Origin of the sequence: Desulfocurvibacter africanus subsp. africanus DSM 2603 (assembly GCF_000422545.1) — a bacterium.
In the GTDB taxonomy this organism is placed as follows: domain Bacteria; phylum Desulfobacterota; class Desulfovibrionia; order Desulfovibrionales; family Desulfovibrionaceae; genus Desulfocurvibacter; species Desulfocurvibacter africanus.
In genome coordinates, this window is record NZ_AULZ01000022.1 from 19,798 (window position 1) to 37,866 (window position 18,069).

At 61.1% G+C, this 18,069-nt stretch carries 16 protein-coding genes; 10 read left to right on the top strand and 6 right to left on the bottom strand.

Going from position 1 to position 18,069, the window contains the following annotated elements:
• Window positions 1–140: 140 nt before the first annotated feature.
• From H585_RS0114685 to H585_RS0114705, 5 genes are all read left to right on the top strand, one after another.
• Entirely contained in the window at window positions 141–1,088 is a 948-nt protein-coding gene (locus H585_RS0114685; protein WP_027368359.1) for an ATP-binding protein, read from the top strand.
• 68 nt (window positions 1,089–1,156) lie between these two features.
• Window positions 1,157–1,354, top strand: coding sequence for a ferredoxin (locus tag H585_RS0114690; protein ID WP_014259208.1), 198 nt, complete (start codon window positions 1,157–1,159; stop codon window positions 1,352–1,354).
• 292 nt (window positions 1,355–1,646) lie between these two features.
• The gene (locus H585_RS0114695) at window positions 1,647–2,525 is read left to right on the top strand and encodes a transposase (RefSeq protein WP_027368360.1); all 879 of its coding nucleotides are present in this window, start codon (window positions 1,647–1,649) and stop codon (window positions 2,523–2,525) included.
• A gap of 219 nt (window positions 2,526–2,744) precedes the next feature.
• Entirely contained in the window at window positions 2,745–3,209 is a 465-nt protein-coding gene (gene nrfH / locus H585_RS0114700; RefSeq protein WP_027368361.1) for a cytochrome c nitrite reductase small subunit, read from the top strand.
• 44 nt (window positions 3,210–3,253) lie between these two features.
• A complete protein-coding gene (locus H585_RS0114705; RefSeq protein WP_027368362.1) occupies window positions 3,254–4,723 on the top strand; it encodes an ammonia-forming cytochrome c nitrite reductase subunit c552 in 1,470 nt (489 codons plus the stop codon).
• Between the two features lie 97 nt (window positions 4,724–4,820).
• Here H585_RS0114705 and H585_RS0114710 read toward each other — a convergent pair whose 3' ends face one another.
• The 4 genes from H585_RS0114710 to H585_RS0114730 form a co-directional block, all read right to left on the bottom strand.
• Window positions 4,821–5,477, bottom strand: coding sequence for a phosphoribosyltransferase (locus tag H585_RS0114710; protein ID WP_027368363.1), 657 nt, complete (start codon window positions 5,475–5,477; stop codon window positions 4,821–4,823).
• Between the two features lie 289 nt (window positions 5,478–5,766).
• Window positions 5,767–6,072, bottom strand: a complete 306-nt coding sequence (locus tag H585_RS0114715; protein ID WP_027368364.1) for a hypothetical protein — start codon at window positions 6,070–6,072, stop codon at window positions 5,767–5,769.
• Window positions 6,073–6,186: 114 nt separating this feature from the next.
• On the bottom strand, window positions 6,187–7,356 hold the full coding sequence (locus H585_RS0114720) for a YibE/F family protein (protein ID WP_027368365.1): 1,170 nt from the start codon (window positions 7,354–7,356) through the stop codon (window positions 6,187–6,189).
• 189 nt (window positions 7,357–7,545) lie between these two features.
• Window positions 7,546–9,045 carry an alkaline phosphatase gene (locus H585_RS0114730; protein WP_027368367.1) on the bottom strand — a complete coding sequence of 500 codons (1,500 nt, stop codon included), beginning with the start codon at window positions 9,043–9,045 and terminating at the stop codon, window positions 7,546–7,548.
• Between the two features lie 230 nt (window positions 9,046–9,275).
• Between H585_RS0114730 and H585_RS0114735 the strand changes: the two genes are divergently transcribed.
• Window positions 9,276–9,992 carry a superoxide dismutase gene (locus H585_RS0114735; protein ID WP_027368368.1) on the top strand — a complete coding sequence of 239 codons (717 nt, stop codon included), beginning with the start codon at window positions 9,276–9,278 and terminating at the stop codon, window positions 9,990–9,992.
• 140 nt (window positions 9,993–10,132) lie between these two features.
• Window positions 10,133–10,429: a hypothetical protein gene (locus H585_RS0114740; RefSeq protein ID WP_027368369.1), complete on the top strand. Its 297-nt coding sequence runs from the start codon at window positions 10,133–10,135 to the stop codon at window positions 10,427–10,429.
• A gap of 270 nt (window positions 10,430–10,699) precedes the next feature.
• On the opposite strand, the gene H585_RS0114745 is transcribed toward H585_RS0114740, so the two are convergent.
• Window positions 10,700–13,582, bottom strand: coding sequence for a PAS domain S-box protein (locus tag H585_RS0114745; protein WP_027368370.1), 2,883 nt, complete (start codon window positions 13,580–13,582; stop codon window positions 10,700–10,702).
• Window positions 13,583–13,875: 293 nt separating this feature from the next.
• Here H585_RS0114745 and H585_RS0114750 point away from each other — a divergent pair, with 293 nt between their 5' ends.
• From H585_RS0114750 to lepB, 3 genes are all read left to right on the top strand, one after another.
• The gene (locus H585_RS0114750; RefSeq protein WP_005984191.1) at window positions 13,876–14,379 is read left to right on the top strand and encodes a hydrogenase maturation protease; all 504 of its coding nucleotides are present in this window, start codon (window positions 13,876–13,878) and stop codon (window positions 14,377–14,379) included.
• 31 nt (window positions 14,380–14,410) lie between these two features.
• A complete protein-coding gene (lepA, locus tag H585_RS0114755; protein WP_027368371.1) occupies window positions 14,411–16,207 on the top strand; it encodes a translation elongation factor 4 in 1,797 nt (598 codons plus the stop codon).
• Window positions 16,208–16,271: 64 nt separating this feature from the next.
• Complete coding sequence (lepB, locus tag H585_RS0114760) at window positions 16,272–16,871, top strand: signal peptidase I (RefSeq protein ID WP_027368372.1); 600 nt, start codon at window positions 16,272–16,274, stop codon at window positions 16,869–16,871.
• A gap of 291 nt (window positions 16,872–17,162) precedes the next feature.
• On the opposite strand, the gene H585_RS0114770 is transcribed toward lepB, so the two are convergent.
• Entirely contained in the window at window positions 17,163–17,375 is a 213-nt protein-coding gene (locus H585_RS0114770) for a DUF6538 domain-containing protein (protein ID WP_014259195.1), read from the bottom strand.
• Window positions 17,376–18,069: the final 694 nt, after the last annotated feature.

Genomic DNA, 18,069 nt, shown 5'->3' on the forward strand with positions numbered 1-18,069 from the left:
CGCTTTCCCGAACAGGAAAAATCTTGCCTGAGCGTGACCTGCGTCACTTCACGCGCGCCGATAAGGAGTTAGATAGGAGTCACGACAGGGAGCGGAACATAGGTTCCGACCAAATATTTCCAAGCCGGAAGGAGAAAGCCATGAACAAGGTGCTGCGCAAGATAATCCAGATCGACGAGGAAAAGTGCGATGGCTGCGGCAACTGCATCCCGTCCTGCGCCGAGGGCGCGCTGGCCATCGTGGACGGCAAGGCCCGCATCGTGAAGGATTTGTACTGCGACGGCCTGGGTGCCTGCCTGGGGCATTGCCCGCAGGATGCCCTCAAGGTAATCGAGCGCGAGGCCGAGGAGTTCGACGAGGAGGCCGCCATGGAGCACGTGCGCCGCACGGCCGAGGCCGAGAAGGCCGGGGCCAGGACGGTCGCCCAGGGTTGCCCCGGCGGCAAGGTCGAGGTCTTCGAGAAGCCCGCGGCCAAGCCTGAACTCCAGACCATGGCCCAAGCCACGCCCCAAGCTATGCCCCAAGCTATGCCAAAGACCATGGGTTGCGGCTGCTCCGGCAGCATGATCCAGGACTTCAGCCGTGAGAAGCCGGTTCCGGTCGAGCCCGGCGAGCAGTCCGGCGGCTGCCCGTGCAGCGGCGGAAAGTTCGCGCGCAAGCCGGTCGCCAAGGCCGAGCCGCGCCAAGAGCCGGCTCAGTCGGAGCTGACCCACTGGCCCGTGCAGTTGCGGCTCATCCCGCCCCACGCTCCGTTCCTCAAGGGCGCGGATCTGCTCATGGCCGCCGACTGCGTGCCGGCCGCCTACCCGAGCTTCCACGAGGAGTTGCTCAAGGGCCGCAAGGTGCTTATCGGCTGCCCCAAGTTTGACGATGCCCAGGATTACGTGCAGCGTCTGGCCGCCATCTTCCGCGAGGCCCGGCCCCGCAGCCTGACCATCGCGCGCATGGAGGTGCCTTGCTGCGGCACGCTGACTCAGATCGTGGATGCCGCCTTGCGTGTGTCGGGTGTTGACGTTCCGGTGAAAGAAATGGTTATTACGAGGCAAGGTAAAGCCGTGGAGCAGGACAGGCTCGCGGCGAAGTTTTAGAACCAGGGCGCACGAGGCGTAATCCCGAAATCGGCGCCGCCAGGGCGTCCGAGGCCAAGGAGGCATCAATGGCTCGCAAGTTCTATGTAGACCAGGACGAATGCATTGCCTGCGAATCCTGCGTGGAGATCGCACCGGGCGCCTTTGCCATGGACCCGGAGATTGAGAAGGCCTATGTCAAGGACGTGGAGGGCGCCAGCCAGGAAGAAGTCGAGGAGGCCATGGATACCTGCCCTGTGCAGTGCATCCATTGGGAGGACGAGTAGGCTGCGCCGTCACGGGCAAGACTGAACCGGAACGGGTTGGGGATAACTCCCCGGCCCGTTTTTCTGTGTTCTGGGAGCTCGGCGGCTTTGGTGCCGATGCACCAGGACCGATCCGTCGGACCAGAAAACTTGTGATCTTTTCCGCACCCGCGTCAGCAAGCCGCATAAGACATGCCCATTGCTTTCCTATAGTTCCTCCAACCCGCACGTCGAGCTTTCCTCCTGCCTGCGTTCCATGCTAATAATACATGTGTCCTGCCGGACGCTTTATTCAGCAGTCGGGATCGGAGAAATGGAGGCAGTCCTACACGCAAATGCATCCGAGGCGAAATGCGCCCCGGAACGCATCACGAGAGCATCGGCAACGTCCTTCTTTCGCGCCCTGCGCGGGATAGATGCCGTATCTTGCCCGCGTTGCGGCCAGTCGGGCGCGTACGCGCTGCGCGACGGCCGCTTTCGTTGCCGGGGCTGCCGCTACACCTTCCATGAGTACGCCGGAACCTGGCTGGACCGGGTCAAGCTGCCGCCCGAGTACTGGCTCACGCTATTACGCTACTTCGCCGAGGGCCTGCCCGTGGAGGACATGGCCCAACGCCTGGGCCTGAGCTACGCCACGGCTTACAAGGCCTGCCACACCGTGCGCCTGGCCATTCTCGCCGCAAATTCCGATGAGGCGGCGCTGCTTCTGGACGAGCGCGGCGAGGCCATCTCCTTCTGTCCCAACGTGAGTACCGAGGACGTGCAGATGCACTGCGTGCAGTGCCGTTCGCCCGTATTCCATGTCACCCGGGACAACGGCCAAGTGCGCGTGCGTCTGTTCGCCCTGGCCAAGGCCAGGGACGTTTTCAGCATGGACCTGCCCCTCAAGTGCTGGCGGACACTGCTCTATACCGGACCTTTTCGCGGCCATGAGGGCCTGATCTTTTCCTGCTGCAAGCGTGCTCGGGGCGCTTTCGGGCACAGGTTCGTAGGCCAAGCCTTGCCCCTTGATCGTGCCGGCGGATTCATGGAAATCGCCGAAACCTGGATGGCCCGTTACCACTGCCTATCGCCACAGACCTACTATCTTTACCTCAAGGAGATCGAGCTGCGCTGCAACTGCCGGGACCAGGGCCTGCTGTCCATCCTGGCGCGCATGCTTATGGCTCCGGTGTCAAATTCTAGAGACTGAAAAAAAGCTGCGTCTCTCTTCCGCCTTGGTCTACATTAGTTTCTAACGTGAGGAACCTAGTCGCCGCGTGGATAGGCACGCGAGTCAAGATCGATAGGAGGGCAGGATGAGAGAAATGCTAATTCCCTCGCCTGGCCCTGCGCGCCCGCCGGGGCGCGGCGGGCCGCATGCTGTGCCTGGGCCTGCTCCGACAGGCCTGGGATGGGAAGGGAGGCTGCTATGGCATTGAAGGGTTTCTTGAAGCTGAAGTATCTGCTCGTCGCAGGCGTGGTCCTGGCCGCCTTGGGACTGTTCCTGGCTTTCGGGCCGCCGCATTTAATGGCCAAGACCGAGACGCCGGAGTTCTGCGCGTCATGCCACGTCATGCAGTCGGAGTACGAGGCCTGGTCGCATCAGGGCGCGCACCGCCGCGAGCAGTGCGTGAGCTGTCATCTGCCGCACGACAATGTGGCCTGGTACTACACCTGGAAATCCATCGACGGCATGAAGGACGTGCTGTTCTTCTATTCCGGAAATGTCCCGGAGCGCATCGAGATTTCCGAACACGGCCAGGAATTCGTGCAGGACAACTGCATCCGCTGCCATGCCGCGACCGTGGACAGGATGATGAACAAGGACCGCAAGTGCTGGGATTGCCATCGTCAGCTGCAACACAAGCTGACCGGTCCCAGGATGACGTTGTAGAAAACCTCGCGAGAGGGCAGGGATAATAGCCAGGGAGGATCATCATGATAGTCAGGAAGAAGAGGGAATTGCTTGGGCTTGGCGCTCTGTTCGTCGTGCTCGCGGCGTTCTGGGCCTGCGCGCCGGATGAGCCGCAAATGGTGCAGCCCGTGCAGATACCCGACGGCACGGTCGACCCCGAGGTCTGGGGCAAGGCCTATCCGGTGGAGTACAACCTCTGGAAGCAGACCGAGGAGCCCACGCCTCCGGGCAAGAGCAAGTACAAGATGGGCTTCGACGCCGACAACATCACCTACGACAAGCTGTCCATGTACCCGTACATGGCCCTGCTGTTCAACGGCTGGGGCTTCGGCATCGAATATAACGAACCCCGCGGCCACGCCAATATGCTCAAGGACCAGCTGGAGATCGACGCCAAGCGTGTCGGAGCTGGCGGCGTATGCCTGACCTGCAAGACGCCCTACGCGCCCAAGCTGGAGCAGGAAATGGGCCTTGATTACTACATGAAGCCCTTCAAGGAGGTCGTGGCCCAGATCCCCGAGAAGAACCGTGAACTGGGCGTGGCATGTATCGACTGCCACAACAACCAGGACATGACGTTGCAGATCTCGCGGGGCTTCACCCTGGTCAAGGCCATGGATGCCATGGGCACGAGCCCGCAGAAGCTCTCGCACCAGGAGATGCGCTCGGCCGTGTGCGCCCAGTGCCATGTGACTTACAACATCACCAAGACGCCCGAGGGCAAGTCCGACGGCATCTACTTCCCCTGGCAGACGAGCAAATGGGGCAATATCAGCGTCGAGAACATCATCCAGAAGATTCGCAGCGACCCGAACAACAAGGAGTGGACCCAGAAGGTCACGGGCTTCAAGATGGCCTTCATGCGCCACCCCGAGTTCGAGCTCTTCTCCAACCAGAGCACTCACTGGCAGGCCGGCGCTTCCTGCGCCGACTGCCACATGCCCTACACCAAGGTCGGCGTGTACAAGGTCTCGGACCACCGCGTCATGAGCCCGCTCAAGGCTGACCTACGTGCTTGCGGCCAGTGCCACGCGGAGAGCACCGATTGGCTCAAGCAGCGCGTCATCAACATCCAGGACCGCACAATCTCGCTAATGCTCCGCGCCGGCTACGGCACGGCCACGGCGGCCAAGCTCTTCGAAGCGGCCCACAATGCCCAGAAGCAGGGCACGAAGTTCGACCAGGCGCTCTATGACCAGGCCAAGGAGTTCTACGAGCAGGCCTTCTATCGCCAGCTTTTCATCGGCGCCGAGAACTCCGTGGGCTTCCACAACCCCGCCGAGACTCTGCGCATCCTGGGCGACTCCGTGGCCTTCGCTGGCAAGTCCGAAGGTCTGTTGCGCCAGATGCTCGCCCAGGGCGGCGTGCAGGTGCCCGCGACCATCGACCTGGAGCTGGCCAAGTACGTGGATGAACGCGGCGAGAAGAAGCTCATGGGCAAACCCGAGCAGGAGATCAAGGATCCCTTCGGCATCCAGTCCGCCTTCCATTAAGCCGCAATCGGGAGCTGTCACTCACGCCAGAGCCTCCGGCCTTCGGGCCGGAGGCTCTTTTATTGGTGAGAGTCCTTCGATTGTCTTCCAGCGCAGTTCAGGCCGCCATGCGCTGCCTGGCCCTGTTCAGCAGGTTCAGAACCTCCTCGTCGCTGGTCTGGGCAAAGTCGCGGTACCAGGCCCCCACGCCGCCGAAGTGCGTCGGCACGTCCAGGCAGAGCACCTCGTCGGCCTCGGCGTTCAGGATGTGACAGGCTTCAGCCGAGCCCGTGGGCACGGCCACGACAACTTTTTGGGGTTTCTTGACCTTGACCGCCAGCACCGCCGCGCGCATGGTCGCGCCCGTGGCCAGGCCGTCGTCCACCAGGATAACAACCTTGCCGGCGATGTCCGGCTCCGCCTCGTCGCCCCTGTACAACGACTCGCGGCGCTCCAGCTCGCGCTGCTCGCGGGCGGCAACCGCGGCCAAGGCCTCGGTGGACACGCCCATCTGCCGTAGCGCGTAATCATTGATGACCCGCACCCCACCCGTGGCGATCGCGCCTAGGGCGAACTCCTCGTTGCCGGGCGCACCCAGCTTGCGCACCAGAAATACGTCCAGGGGCGCGCCAAGGTGCTCGGCCACTTCGTAGGCCACGGGCACTCCACCTCGAGGTAGGCCCAGCACAAGCACGTCCTGCTTGTTCCTGTACTCGCCCAGCCGTTCGGCCAGCTTCCGTCCAGCGTCTGTCCTGTCGTCGAAAACCATGGCCATGCTGCCTCCCCTTTCCAGCCGACCAGGCCCGGCCGGCACGTATTTTCGCGCCACCATAGCACAGCCGATTGGCCGTGCAACAGGCTCGCGAGCAGCTTGCCGGTCGCACGGCCAAATCAAGGGTTTATCTCACCGCGAATTATAGATTCGGCAACTGCCAGGATGGACAGTTCTGCCCATATAAGTTTGCAGGAGATGGCGGAGCGCTCGGCAATTCACCCTGAAAACAGATGCCTGGAACAGCGCGCGAACGAATTGCCGGGTCCAAGGCTGCGTCGGCCCCAGCTCATTAATCCACGAGTTTGGAAATCTCCGGGCGTCTGCGCTTGAGATCCTGCAGTCTGGCATCGTCGCGATGCAGGTGAATGAAGGATCGCGCCACGAGATAGACGCCTGCCGATATGAGCAGGGTACACAGAACCAAAACAGGAACGAGCAGCCAGACCACGCCGCGTGGGTTATAGTAATTCGAGAAAGCCACGAGCAGGCCGAGCACGGACATGGGCAGGGCCAACAGAGCGATGCCCGTGCGCATGACTGCCAGCCAAGTGCGCTTTTCCGCCAGGATGAGCCGCGCCTCTGCTCCTGGGGTCATGGCGTGCGCATGGTCGCGGGTTGGTCGGGATGTTTTGGGCATGTTGAAGTGTAAGGCATATTCAGACGTTCCGCCATGGCCGGACCCAAAACTGTTGAACCTGACGTACGATCGTTAGATGTTATGGCTGACAACCTCCACGGAACGCAAATGTGGCGTCTGGCGTGCGTGAAGCAGAGCGCCGGCCAGGGCCGTGAAGGGCGCCACGGCGACCAGGCCGAAGGAGCCCACCAGGGTCTTGAGCACTTCGGCGGACACGAACACGAGGTTGAAGATGTTCTCCAGCGGGATGCCCTGGGCCATAAAGGCCATGAGCAAGGTGATGTAGCCTCCGGAATAGGCGAACAAGAGCGTGGTGGTCATGGTGCCGACCACGGCGCGGCCTACGGTCAGGCCCGAGGCGAGTATCTCGCGGCGGGTCAGGTTCGGCCGCCTGCGGGCGAGTTCGTTCTGGCTGGCGGCCACGTCCATGGCCAGGTCCATGACCGCGCCCGAGGCGGCCAGGAACACGGCGGCGATGTAGATGCGCGTAAGGTTCAAGTGCCCGAAGCCCGAGTAGAGCAGGGTTTCGGAAAAGAGCATGACCGCGCCATGGACCTTGAGCTTGGCCGTGAACAAAAAGGCCAGGACGCAGGAGGTGGCTATGCCCAGAAACGCCCCAAGGAAAGCGGCCAGGCCCATGCGCGTTATTCCGGCCACGAGGAAGATAATGACCGCCGTGAGCAGGGCCGTGAGCCCCAGGCTGACCAGGACCGGGTCGTGACCCAGGAGCAGGGCCGGGATGAGCAGCTTCCAGATGGCCACGGCGGCGAAGACGAAGGACAGCAGGGCCTTGAGCCCGGTCCAGCCGCCGAAGGCCACCAGCAGCAGGGCGAACAGGCCAAGCAGGAGCAGTTCGGTATCCAGACGGTAGTGGTCCTGGGCCACGGCGCGCACGATCGCTCCGTCCTCGGAGAGGGAGAGGACCACCAGGGCCGTGTCGCCCACCTGGAAAATCTTGTCCATGTCCATCTTGCCCAGCAGCTCGTTATGGGCCTCAACGATGGCGCCGGCGTGGGGCCCGCCAAGCAGGCGAAGGTCCACGGTCTGGAAGCCTGCCTTGACGATGCCAAACTGCTGCATGTGGCTGTTGTCCACGGTCAGCACCTCGCCCCTGCAGCGCTCGGACGGTCCCTGTTGACGGCCCTCGAAACCCGAAGGCAGCAGGAGCATGACCGTGGTGAGGATCAGGAAAGCAAGCGCCAAACACATGTCGCGCTTGCGGTCGGCTTTGGGGAAAAGCATCGTTCAACTTCCTGTGCTGCTGTTTGTAAGACTGCAAAGCATTGAGGAGGGCGCCGCCCTCCTCAAGCTCCTCCCGCCAGGGGGTGCGATCCCCTGGACCCCGTGTTCCGATCCGGCCGGAGGAACCGGCCGGATCGGTTGGGATGGAGGCATCTTTATCAGCGCCGTCGAAATGCAGGGGCGCTTCGACTAGTTGGCCTGGGACAGGTAGATGATCTTGGACTTGAGGCCCATGTTCTCGGTCATCTTCAGGAACAAGTCGGTGTTGTCGTAGAAGCCGTTGAATTTCTCGGACCCGGCGCCGATGGCCGTGGTCAGCACGGGCACGCCGGTGTGCGAGTAGGAGGTCCAGGCCAGGCCGGCCTTCTGGTTCAGGATATGCGTGACGGTCACGCTGAAGGGGTTGTAGCCGCCGTAGAGCAGGTACTCCTGCTCGTTCTTGGACTTCTCGTAATCGCCAGCCAGGGTGCGGGCGAAGGCGTCCTTGAGGGAGGCCATTTCGTAGTCCTTGAGCACCATGGGGTCCTTGGCGTCGCCCGTGGCCTTGAGGCCAAAATCCTGTTCGACCATGGCCATGGCCTGCTCGAAGCGCGGGTTGGTCTTTTTAAGAGCCTCGAATTTCTCGTCGAAGGCCACGTAGGAGATCTTTTGGCCGTTCAGGCGGGAGAAATGGGACTCGTACTTGGTGCCGGCGAAGCCCAGGGTAAGGCCGCCAGTCTCATGGTCGCCGGTCACGATGATAAGCGTATCCTTGGGATGCTTCTTATAGAACGCGATGGCCTTGGCCACGGCGTCCTCGAAGGCCAGGGTGTCCTTGATGGAGGCCAGGGCGTCGTTGGCATGACAGGCCCAGTCGATCTTGCCGCCCTCGACCATCATGAAGAAGCCTTTCTTGTTGTTCAGCAACTCGATGCCCTTGGCGGTCAGGTCGGCCAGGGTCACGTCGCCATGAGCGTTGTCCATGGCGTAGGCCATGGCCTGGGAGTCCTGCAGGCGGGGATTGATGAACATAGCCTTCTGGCCGGGCTTGAGGGCCTTGAATCCTGCCACGTCGTTCACTACCGCATAGCCGGCCTTCCGGGCCGCTTCGATGGCGTTGACCTTTTCGCCCTGTATTTTTGACTTCTTGCCCTCGGGGTCCACGAGGCCGCCGCCGGCGAAGTAGTCGAAGCCGCTCTTCGAAAGCTGCATGGAGATTTCGTACATGTTCTTGCGGGTGGGTTGGTGGGCGTAGAAAGCGGCCGGGGTGGCGTGATCCAGGGACACGCTGGACACGATGCCGACCTTGTAGCCGGCGTCGCGGGCCATCTCGGCGATGGTCTTGACCGGCTTGTTCCTGCCGTCCACGCCCACGCCTGCGTTGGTGGTCTTTACGCCCGAGGCCATGGCCGTGCCGGCCGCGGCCGAGTCGGTGATGAGTGAGTCGATGGAGTAGGTCGTGGTCATGCCCTGGGCCGGGAACTCATTGAAGTTCAGCTTGACGATGCCAGGCTTTTCGAAGCCGGCCAGCGAGGCCTTGTACATCTCGGCGGCGTTGCTCTGGGGCAAGCCCATGCCGTCGCCGATGAACAGGAATACGTACTTGGCCTTGGCCATGGCCTCGGTCGAGCCGAGCACAAGCACGCCGCCGGCCACGGCCAGGGCCAGGAGCAGGCGCGCCAGAAATTGTTTGCGGTTGCGGCAATCCATGTTGGCTTCTCCTTATGAGAATTGAGTGAAACCAAGGTCCAGCTTGGGTCTTGTCTCCTTTTCCCCGAGAAGCGTTTCGATAATATGACAGATTTGCAGCGGATTTGTGAATTAGAACCGACCAAGGCGATAGTGTGCTGTCCAACTGCGTTGTTGGTTTGACAGCCCGGCATGGCCGTGCGAGTTTCGTATGCTGGGAAAACCAGGAACCCATGAGAGCGGAGGTGAACATGCACACGCAGTCAGCACGCTTGAACCGCAGGCGCTTCCTCCAGACCACGGCGGCGGCCGCGGCGTTGGTGGGTGCGGCCATGGCCGGCTGGACGCCCTTGGTCATGGCCCAGGGACAGCAAAAGAAGGAGGCTTTCCCCATGCAGCCACTGCCATACCCCGAGAATGCCTTGGAGCCGACCATCTCGGCCCGTACCGTGTCGTTCCATTACGGCAAGCATACCAAAAAATACTACGACACCACCAACGAAATGGTGGCCGGGGGCAAGTACGCCGGCATGCCCCTGGAAGAAGTGTTCCGCGCCGCCCACCAGGAGAAGAACAAGAAGCTCTTCAACAATGCGGCCCAAGCCTGGAACCATACTTTCTATTGGAATCAGTTCAAGCCGGGCGGCCGCGAGTTCTCGGGCCGGGCCGCCGACGCGATCAAGGCCTCCTTCGGCGGGTACGAGGAGTTCCGCGACAAGTTCGTCAAGGAAGCCGAGGGACAGTTCGGCAGCGGCTACGCCTGGCTCGTGGACAACAAGGGCAAGCTGGAGATCGTCACCACCCCCAATGCCGTGAACCCGCTGGTGAAGCAGCAAAAGCCCGTGCTCACGGTGGACGTCTGGGAGCACGCCTACTACCTGGACTACCAGAACAAGCGCGGCGAGCACGTCAAGACCGTGCTGGACAAGCTGATCAACTGGCAGGTCGTCGCCCAGAACATGGCTTAGGCTTCATCGTCAAGGCAACCTGGGGAGGGGTCGCCCTCCCAGGCCGCCTTGGACTTAGGGCGGCGGCCATATTCTCCATAACAATGCAGCGTGCCCTGCGGATGCTGGCTGGGTTGATGCGCTTTAAGCAGGATCACAAAATGGCTGCGACGCCTTGCCCGCACATGGCCTTGGTGCCCGCCATCATCGTCGCACTGGCATTATTGCTCGGGGCGGCAGGCTGCATGCAGCCCATCAGGGGCAGGACCTACGACGAGGTCGTAGCCGAGTTGGGCCCGCCCGCTGCCTGCGACGAAAAATCCGACGGCCGCACCTACTGTTCTTGGATCGTGGAGAGCAATCCGAACGTCAACTGGGAATACCACCGGGTCATGCTCTTCGATGCCAAGGGCCGGCTGGTGAAGTCCTATCCGCAAAGCCGCTTCAACGCCGATTAGAGCATTTTGCTTTTGAAAATGCTCTGCGAGCCATGCTTCGGCATGGCTTGCCGCCGCGTAGGCGTAGGCGCAATTCACTTGCGCCGTCAACGCCGGAGCGGGCGTCTTAAAAGCAATCCGCACTAGGGCGACATGCAAATGAAATGAGGGTGCAGGGAAACCATTTCCCTGCCGGGAGTGGGTATGGGAGAGGGCAGCGCCCTCTCCCAGTTCGAATGCCATGTGCGTTAGGACAGATGCCTGAAAAACCGCGCGATCAGGTCTGGAGTCTCAGGCCAGATTCAGCACCCGGCGTAACTCGGCCTTGAATTCCTCTAGCTCCACGGGCTTGGACACGTAGCCGTCGAGGCCCATGGCCAGGAAGCGTTCGCGGTCACCCTTCATGGCATGGGCGGTCAGCGCGATGATCGGCACGCTGGAGTTCTGGCCTCCCTCTCCCTTGCGGATGCGCCGCAAGATCTCGACGCCGTCCATGTCGGGCATTTCGATGTCCGTCAGCACCACGTCGAAGCGCTCGCGAGCCAGGGCGGTCAGGGCGCTTGAACCATCGACCGCGAGAGCAGGCGCGTGGCCCTCCCTGCGCAGGAAGTGATCCATGTAGACTTGGTTTATGAGGTCGTCCTCGATCAGCAGGACGCGCAAACCGGACTGAGGCGCAAAAGGTAGACTCACAGACCCTGCGACGGTCGTCTGTGGCGCGATTTCCATGGGAATGCGCACGGTGAAGACGCTGCCTGCTCCCAATTCGCTCTCCACGCGAATATCGCCACCCAGAGCCTGGACCAAGCCCTTGCAGATGGCCAAGCCGAGGCCGGTGCCGGCGGCCTTCTTGGCTGGCGAGCTGTCGAGCTGGCTGAAACGCTGAAAGAGACTGGTCAGCTTATCCTTGGGGATGCCGGATCCACTATCGCTCACCGACAAAGTTAGGAGCTTGTCCGCCGTGTCCGCACGCAGGCGCACGGATACTTCGCCCTGCTGCGTGAACTTGAGGGCGTTGCCCACAAGATTGGTCATTATCTGTGATAGACGCCTCGGGTCGGACACGAGATTCGCCGGTACGGCCTCGTCAACGGCGCAGGTGAGCCGCAGCTCCTTCTGCTCGGCCATATACTCGAATCTGCCGCAGACCTCCTCGATGAGCGTGCGGGGGGCGAAGGCCTCGCGGTCGATAGTCAGTTGCCCGGCCTCGACCTTTGAGAAGTCGAGTATGTCGTTGACAATTGACATGAGCGTACGCGCCGAGCCACGTATGAGCTCCAGGCTCCTGCGTTGTGCGTGCGTGGCTTCGCCGTCCAGGAGCATGTCCGTGAGGCCCATGATGCCGGACATGGGTGTGCGGATTTCATGGCTCATATTGGCCAGAAACTCGCCTTTTGCCTGGTTGGCCGCCTCGGCTTGACTCTTGGCTTCGCGTAGCGCGTCCTCCAGGTCCTTGCGCTCGGTGATGTCCCTGGCCGCGGCGTAAACAAGGCTGCCCGCGGGATAGGATTTCCACTCGATCCAGCGGTAGTCGCCGCTCTTGGTGCGGTAACGATTGACGAACTTCGAGACTTGCGTCTGCGCGGCCAGCAAGGTTGCCGCCTCTACGGTGGCGGCAATATCGTCGGGATGAACGAAGTCAAGGAAGCGCTTGCCTTCAAGCTCTGCGAGCGAGTACCCGAGCGTATTTTCCCACTCGGGATTCAGTCGGCGGAAATAGCCGTCCGTGTCCGCGATACAAAGGAGATCGAGGCTGAGCGTGAAATAGCGGTCGAGTTCCTGGGTCTTGGCCTGCAAGGCTTCGGCGGTGGCCTTACGCTCGGTGATGTCCTCGGCCATGCCCAGGGAATAGAGCGGCTTGCCGCCGGCGTCGCGCACGATCTGGGGGGTGATGCGCACCCATATGGTCGTGCCATCCTTGCGGATGTATCGCTTGTCCATCTGATATCGATCGAAATCGCCACGGCGGAGTGCATCCGCATTGGCGATGCTTGACGGGAGATCCTCGGGTTGAGTGATATCCTTGATGGTGAGCTTGCTAAGTTCCTGCTCGCTGTACCCGGTGATGCGGCAGAACTCCCTGTTCGCTCGCAAGATATGGTAATCCAGACTCACCATGACTGCGGCGAAGGGCGACTGTTCGAACGTCATGCGAAAGAGTTCTTCGCTTTCCCTGTGCTCCTTGATTTCCTTCTGTAGAGCTGCGTTTGCCTGGGCGAGCTCGCCTGTCCGGTGGGCCACGGTCTCCTCCAGCCCGTCGCGCGAGGCCTGCAGCATGGCGCGCGTGCGGCGTTGCTCCTCGACAAGTGCGGAGAGGAACAGGAGCGGCAGGAAAACACAAACGATATAGATTTGCAGGCCGAAGACATTCTGTGCCGGCTCCGGCGCGTTGAAAGGTCCAGAGCCGCTCACGGCAAAACAGATGGCCATGATGGAGACGAGCGCCGTGGCCGTTGAGGTGTCCCAGACGCCCATGCGCATGGCGATCCACAGCAGGATCGGCAGGGGCAGGAACAGGAAGGGAACGCCCCCGGTTCCTGCCCCGCCTGGGCCGTCGAATGCGATCCAGGAAACAGACGCGAGCAGAGTCATGGCCAAGGCGAATTCGGCCGCACGGGCGGGCGCCAACGTGCGCTCGTTCCGAACCAGGCCGATCCAAGACATAAGCGCCGGCGTGATGACCAGTTGCGCCAGGGCATCGCCCATGATGAAGCGCACCCAGTTGGTCAGGAACGCTCCGCCCAGCCCAAGCGTGGCCGTGGCGGCCCCGACCGGTGACGCCACCAGTGGGGCGAGGCCCACTGCGCACAGGAGGAACAGGGCGATATTGCGTTGGCTTTCGAAGCGGAAGGGCAACCCGGCGAAACGGCGCAACAGGAACGCGGCGGTGAGAACCTCTATGATGTTGGCGACAGCGAACCCGAGCGCAGTGGCCGGCCCGATGCCGGCCAGGGCGTCCGCGGCGAGTTCCGCCGGGAATACCACGGCCAGATAGAGCCACCACGTGCGCGGCGGCGTGAGGAGCAGGGCTGTGAGCACAACGGCGTTAGGCGGCCAGAAGGTCGCGATGTGATCGGGCTGGAAGCTCAGGGCGGTGCCGAACAGGCCACCCAGGAAGTAGCCTATGCCGACCAGCAGGGCCAAGAACAAAGTCTTGCGGGGCAAAGTCTGCATATATGGCATAATAGCGGCATTGCGCCGCACGTGAGAGATTATGCGATTAGAAAAACTAATGCATGGCGTCTGGGTTGGCTAGTGGGAACGTGACTGCCCGTGTTGCATTTTTGGTTGCCAAGCGCGGGCAGGTGCCTGCCTAACGGCCGCTGACAGTCGGTTGATGGCAGTTTAGCGCTGTGCGATCCTGGGCTCCTGGGTCTCCATTAGGATTGGACTCCCATTGGCAAATGCCGTAGAAAGTGTGGGTTCAACGCCCCCGAGGGGTGCATTTTCCTATGGGAGACGCGGATATGGATTGGTCCAAAATGTTCACCTCGCGGGTGGTTGTCTTTGGTTGCGGCAATACTCTTATCGGCGACGACGCTGTCGGGCCGCGTGTCATCGAACTCCTGGAAAAAGACCCGGATATGCCGGATGACGTAGCCCTGCTCGATGTGGGCACATCCATCCGCTCCATGCTCTTCGACCTCATCAACATTGACCCCAAGCCCCAGCGGATTATCATTATCGACGCCACCACGGCCCACGGCCGCGAGCCGGGGGAGATTTTCGAGATCGACGTGGATCACATGGATCCCAAGAAGGTCAACGACTTCTCCCTGCATATGTTCCCTACCGTGAACCTGCTCAAGGAACTCACGCTGAACACGGCCATCGAGGTGAAGGTGGTTGTGATTCAGACCGGCTATATCCCCGAAGTCTTTGACGAGCGCATGAGCCCCGAGGTGAGCGCAGCCGTTCCGCACATCGCGTCGCGAGTCAAGGCGCTGTGCCTGGAACCGGCGAAAAGCTAAAAGTCCCGCCCGACCTTCGGGCGCGAGGCATATGAAGAACATCCGAAATTTCAGCATCATTGCGCATATCGACCACGGCAAATCTACGTTGGCCGACCGCATCCTGGACATCACGGGCCTGGTCAGCGTGCGCGAACGCCGCGAGCAGTTCCTGGACAAACTGGAGCTGGAGCGCGAGCGCGGCATCACCATCAAGGCCCAGTCCGTGCGCATTCCATACAAGGCCGCGGACGGTAAGGATTACATCCTCAATCTCATCGACACGCCCGGCCATGTGGACTTCAGCTACGAGGTCTCGCGCAGCCTGTCCGCCTGCGAGGGTGCGCTGCTCGTGGTGGACGCCACCCAGGGCGTGGAAGCCCAGACCTTGGCCAACGTCTACCTGGCCCTGGAAAACAACCTGGAGATCATCCCGGTTCTGAACAAGATCGACCTGCCCAGCTCGGACGTCTCGCGCATCAAGAAGGAGATCGAGGAGATCATCGGGCTGGACTGCAGCAATGCCTTGGAAGTCAGCGCCAAGACCGGTCAGAATGTGGATCAGGTCCTGGAACGCATCGTGGAGCTCGTGCCGCCGCCGCAGGGCGATGACAACGCGCCGCTCAAAGCGCTCATCTTCGACTCCTGGTACGACACGTATCAAGGCGTCGTCGTGCTCTTCCGCATCCTGGAGGGCTCCATACGCCAGGGGCAGAAGGTCATGATGTTCTCTAACAAGCGGGCTTTCGAGGTTCAGAGCCTGGGCGTGTTCTCGCCCGAGGCTCTGGCCGTCAAGAGCTTGGGTGCGGGCGATGTGGGTTTCATGACCGCTTCCATCAAGGATCTGACCGACGCGCGCGTGGGTGACACCATCACCACGGCGGACAGGCCCACGCCCCAACCGTTCCCCGGTTTCAAGAAGATCAAGCCCATGGTCTTCTGCGGTCTGTATCCCACGGAGCCGTCCGAGTACGAGCCGCTCAAGGCCTCTCTGGAAAAGCTCCAGCTCAATGATTCGGCCTTTACCTTCGAGCCCGAGACCTCCCAGGCCCTGGGCTTCGGTTTCCGTTGCGGCTTCCTTGGGCTGCTGCACATGGAGATCATCCAGGAGCGCCTGGAGCGGGAATTCGAGGCCAACCTCATCGCCACGGCGCCGTCGGTGGTCTACAAGCTCGAAACCGTCAAGGGCGAGGAAGTCTATATCGACAACCCGAGCAAGCTGCCCGACCCGACCAAGATCAAGACCTTCTTCGAGCCCTACGTGCGCATGGACGTCCATGTGCCGGGCGACTACGTGGGCGGCGTGCTCAAGCTCTGCGAGGAGAAGCGCGGCATCCAGAAGGACATGAGGTACCTGTCTACAAACAGGGTCATCATCACCTATGAACTGCCATTTGCCGAGATCGTCTTCGACTTCTTCGACAAGCTCAAGTCGCTGACGCGCGGCTATGCCTCCATGGACTACGAGGTCATCGACTATCGGGCCTCGGACATGGTCAAGCTGGACATCCTCATCAATGGTGATCCGGTCGACGCCATGGCCACCATCGTACATAGGGAAAACACCGCACGTATCGGTCGCCAGCTGGCCTTGCGCCTCAAGCGCGCCATCCCGCGTCAGCTCTTCGAGGTCGTCGTACAGGCAGCCATCGGCAACAAGATTATCGCACGGGAACGCAACGCGCCCTTGCGCAAGAACGTCACCGCCAAGTGTTACGGCGGCGACATCTCCCGCAAGCGCAAGCTCCTGGAGAAGCAGAAGGAAGGCAAGAAACGCATGAAGAAGATGGGGAACATCGAAATCCCCCAGGAAGCGTTCCTTGCCGCCCTGAAGGCCGACGAGGACTAATCCCTAATCCGCGCGTCGCCTCTTCGGCAGCGCGTCGCGCCGCACAAGCGAGAAAGGACACTCAATGAATCCCAGAGCCAAAGTTTTCAAGGAATACGTCGAAGCGCTCATCATCGCCCTGATCCTAGCCTTCTTCATCCGCACCTTTGTGGTCCAGGCCTTCAAGATCCCCTCGGGCTCCATGCTCGATACCCTGCTCATCGGCGACCATCTGCTGGTCAACAAGTTCAAATACGGCGTGCGGCTGCCCTTCACGGACATGACCGTCCTGCCTCTGGCCGATCCCAAGTTCCAGGACATCATCGTCTTCGAGTACCCGCAGGATCCGTCCAAGGACTTCATCAAGCGCGTCATCGGCCTGCCCGGCGATACCATCGAGATCCGCGACAAGGCGGTCTACCGCAACGGCCAGAAGATCGACGAGCCCTATGTGCAGCACACCGACCCGCGTTCGCTGCCCGGCCCCCGCGACAACATGCCGGAAATCACGGTGCCCAGCGGCAGTTATTTTGTCATGGGCGACAACCGCGACGAATCCCTGGATTCCCGTTTCTGGGGCACCGTGGACCGTAGTGCCATCCTGGGCAAGGCCTGGATCATCTACTGGTCCTGGGGCGGAATGAACGACATCCGCTGGGGCCGCATGGGCAGTGGTGTGAATTAGCCGAAGTTAGGAAGAGATAACGAGAAGAGGCCGCCGCAAGGCGGCCTTTTGTTTTTTAGCGGTCTTCGCCGTACGCAATCCTCGGCCTAATGCCAGCGAGGTCGAGCGGTTCCTGGGTCGTTGACCTGCCCAGGTTCGCAAACTCACGCTCAACGTCTTCAATGGTCTTTGCGGGCTTCCGGTTCATGTGCCGCTCAATGCGGGCGGGCTCGTCCAATTCGAGACAGCGCTTGATGTATCGCCGGATCAGGGCGGGGGGGGCTGCTCAGTCAAACGGGCCATGGTGTTCTTCTAGCTGCGGAGGTCGGCGAAGATGCTCTTGATCCCGGCGGCAAGCTGCATGGCCAGCCGGCGGGCTTCCGAAGCAAAGCCTGTGCGGAGTTGGTAGCGCAACTCCGAGCGGCCATCAAGGCGCAGGAGATCTGGCGGAACCTTCAGACGGAAGTTATAGATGTCGCGCTTGAGAAACAGGTGCGAGGGGGGCTTGCTGATGGCTATTGTCATCCAGGGCACCGTGGACTCGGACCCTCGACTTGCACACCAGTGAGCCGTTTTGGTGGCTACAAAAGAGTAAAAGGCTGTATCTCTCATTTGAGATTACAGCCTTTTGGTCCCTTTATGTTGCCGAAGAGGAGACTCGGCACTACTTCTGTAGGGGGAAGCTATAACCGACTTTAAGAACTGCACCTTTCAAGAAAAGCCATCATCATGCAGTCCCTTAACGCCTGAATTTTGTACTAGCACTTTGCCCTAAGGGAGGCAAGGCAGATAAAAGCAGAAGAGTAGTTACACTTCCATGTAACAGTCGAGGTGCGTATCGCAACCTGACGTCTTCGACCTATCAAGTACACGTCAATTATGCTCTGTATACCTTGTCTGTCGCCTGGGAATATCTTCCCCTGGTATCGACGATCACCAGCTCATTTTCCTCGAAGAGAAATCCGGCTCCCGATGCTCATTGAGTGGCGTGGGCACGCAGAAGATAAAGGCGTCCACCTTAGAGACACGGGATTAGTGGGCACAAAATGTCCCCTGGGTGCTGGCCGCCTGGAAGAAGCTGGCATCTACATGCCTATGTATGCGCGATCAGCTTTAAGGGCGGTGATCTTCTTCTCGTCGTTATCAAAGTCGTATACTGGAGTAGCCCCGATTGACCGGACAGCCCCACGCTTGTCAGTGAATGGTCGAATTCCCTGGG

Bases quoted from the DNA above. Each gene is read 5' to 3' on its own strand.
- H585_RS0114685 (WP_027368359.1), top strand. From the start codon at position 141: ATGAACAAGGTGCTGCGCAAGATAATCCAGATCGACGAGGAAAAGTGC.
- H585_RS0114690 (WP_014259208.1), top strand. From the start codon at position 1,157: ATGGCTCGCAAGTTCTATGTAGACCAGGACGAATGCATTGCCTGCGAA.
- H585_RS0114695 (WP_027368360.1), top strand. From the start codon at position 1,647: ATGGAGGCAGTCCTACACGCAAATGCATCCGAGGCGAAATGCGCCCCG.
- nrfH (WP_027368361.1), top strand. From the start codon at position 2,745: ATGGCATTGAAGGGTTTCTTGAAGCTGAAGTATCTGCTCGTCGCAGGC.
- H585_RS0114705 (WP_027368362.1), top strand. From the start codon at position 3,254: ATGATAGTCAGGAAGAAGAGGGAATTGCTTGGGCTTGGCGCTCTGTTC.
- H585_RS0114710 (WP_027368363.1), bottom strand. From the start codon at position 5,477: ATGGCCATGGTTTTCGACGACAGGACAGACGCTGGACGGAAGCTGGCC.
- H585_RS0114715 (WP_027368364.1), bottom strand. From the start codon at position 6,072: ATGACCCCAGGAGCAGAGGCGCGGCTCATCCTGGCGGAAAAGCGCACT.
- H585_RS0114720 (WP_027368365.1), bottom strand. From the start codon at position 7,356: ATGCTTTTCCCCAAAGCCGACCGCAAGCGCGACATGTGTTTGGCGCTT.
- H585_RS0114730 (WP_027368367.1), bottom strand. From the start codon at position 9,045: ATGGATTGCCGCAACCGCAAACAATTTCTGGCGCGCCTGCTCCTGGCC.
- H585_RS0114735 (WP_027368368.1), top strand. From the start codon at position 9,276: ATGCACACGCAGTCAGCACGCTTGAACCGCAGGCGCTTCCTCCAGACC.
- H585_RS0114740 (WP_027368369.1), top strand. From the start codon at position 10,133: ATGGCTGCGACGCCTTGCCCGCACATGGCCTTGGTGCCCGCCATCATC.
- H585_RS0114745 (WP_027368370.1), bottom strand. From the start codon at position 13,582: ATGCAGACTTTGCCCCGCAAGACTTTGTTCTTGGCCCTGCTGGTCGGC.
- H585_RS0114750 (WP_005984191.1), top strand. From the start codon at position 13,876: ATGGATTGGTCCAAAATGTTCACCTCGCGGGTGGTTGTCTTTGGTTGC.
- lepA (WP_027368371.1), top strand. From the start codon at position 14,411: ATGAAGAACATCCGAAATTTCAGCATCATTGCGCATATCGACCACGGC.
- lepB (WP_027368372.1), top strand. From the start codon at position 16,272: ATGAATCCCAGAGCCAAAGTTTTCAAGGAATACGTCGAAGCGCTCATC.
- H585_RS0114770 (WP_014259195.1), bottom strand. From the start codon at position 17,375: ATGACAATAGCCATCAGCAAGCCCCCCTCGCACCTGTTTCTCAAGCGC.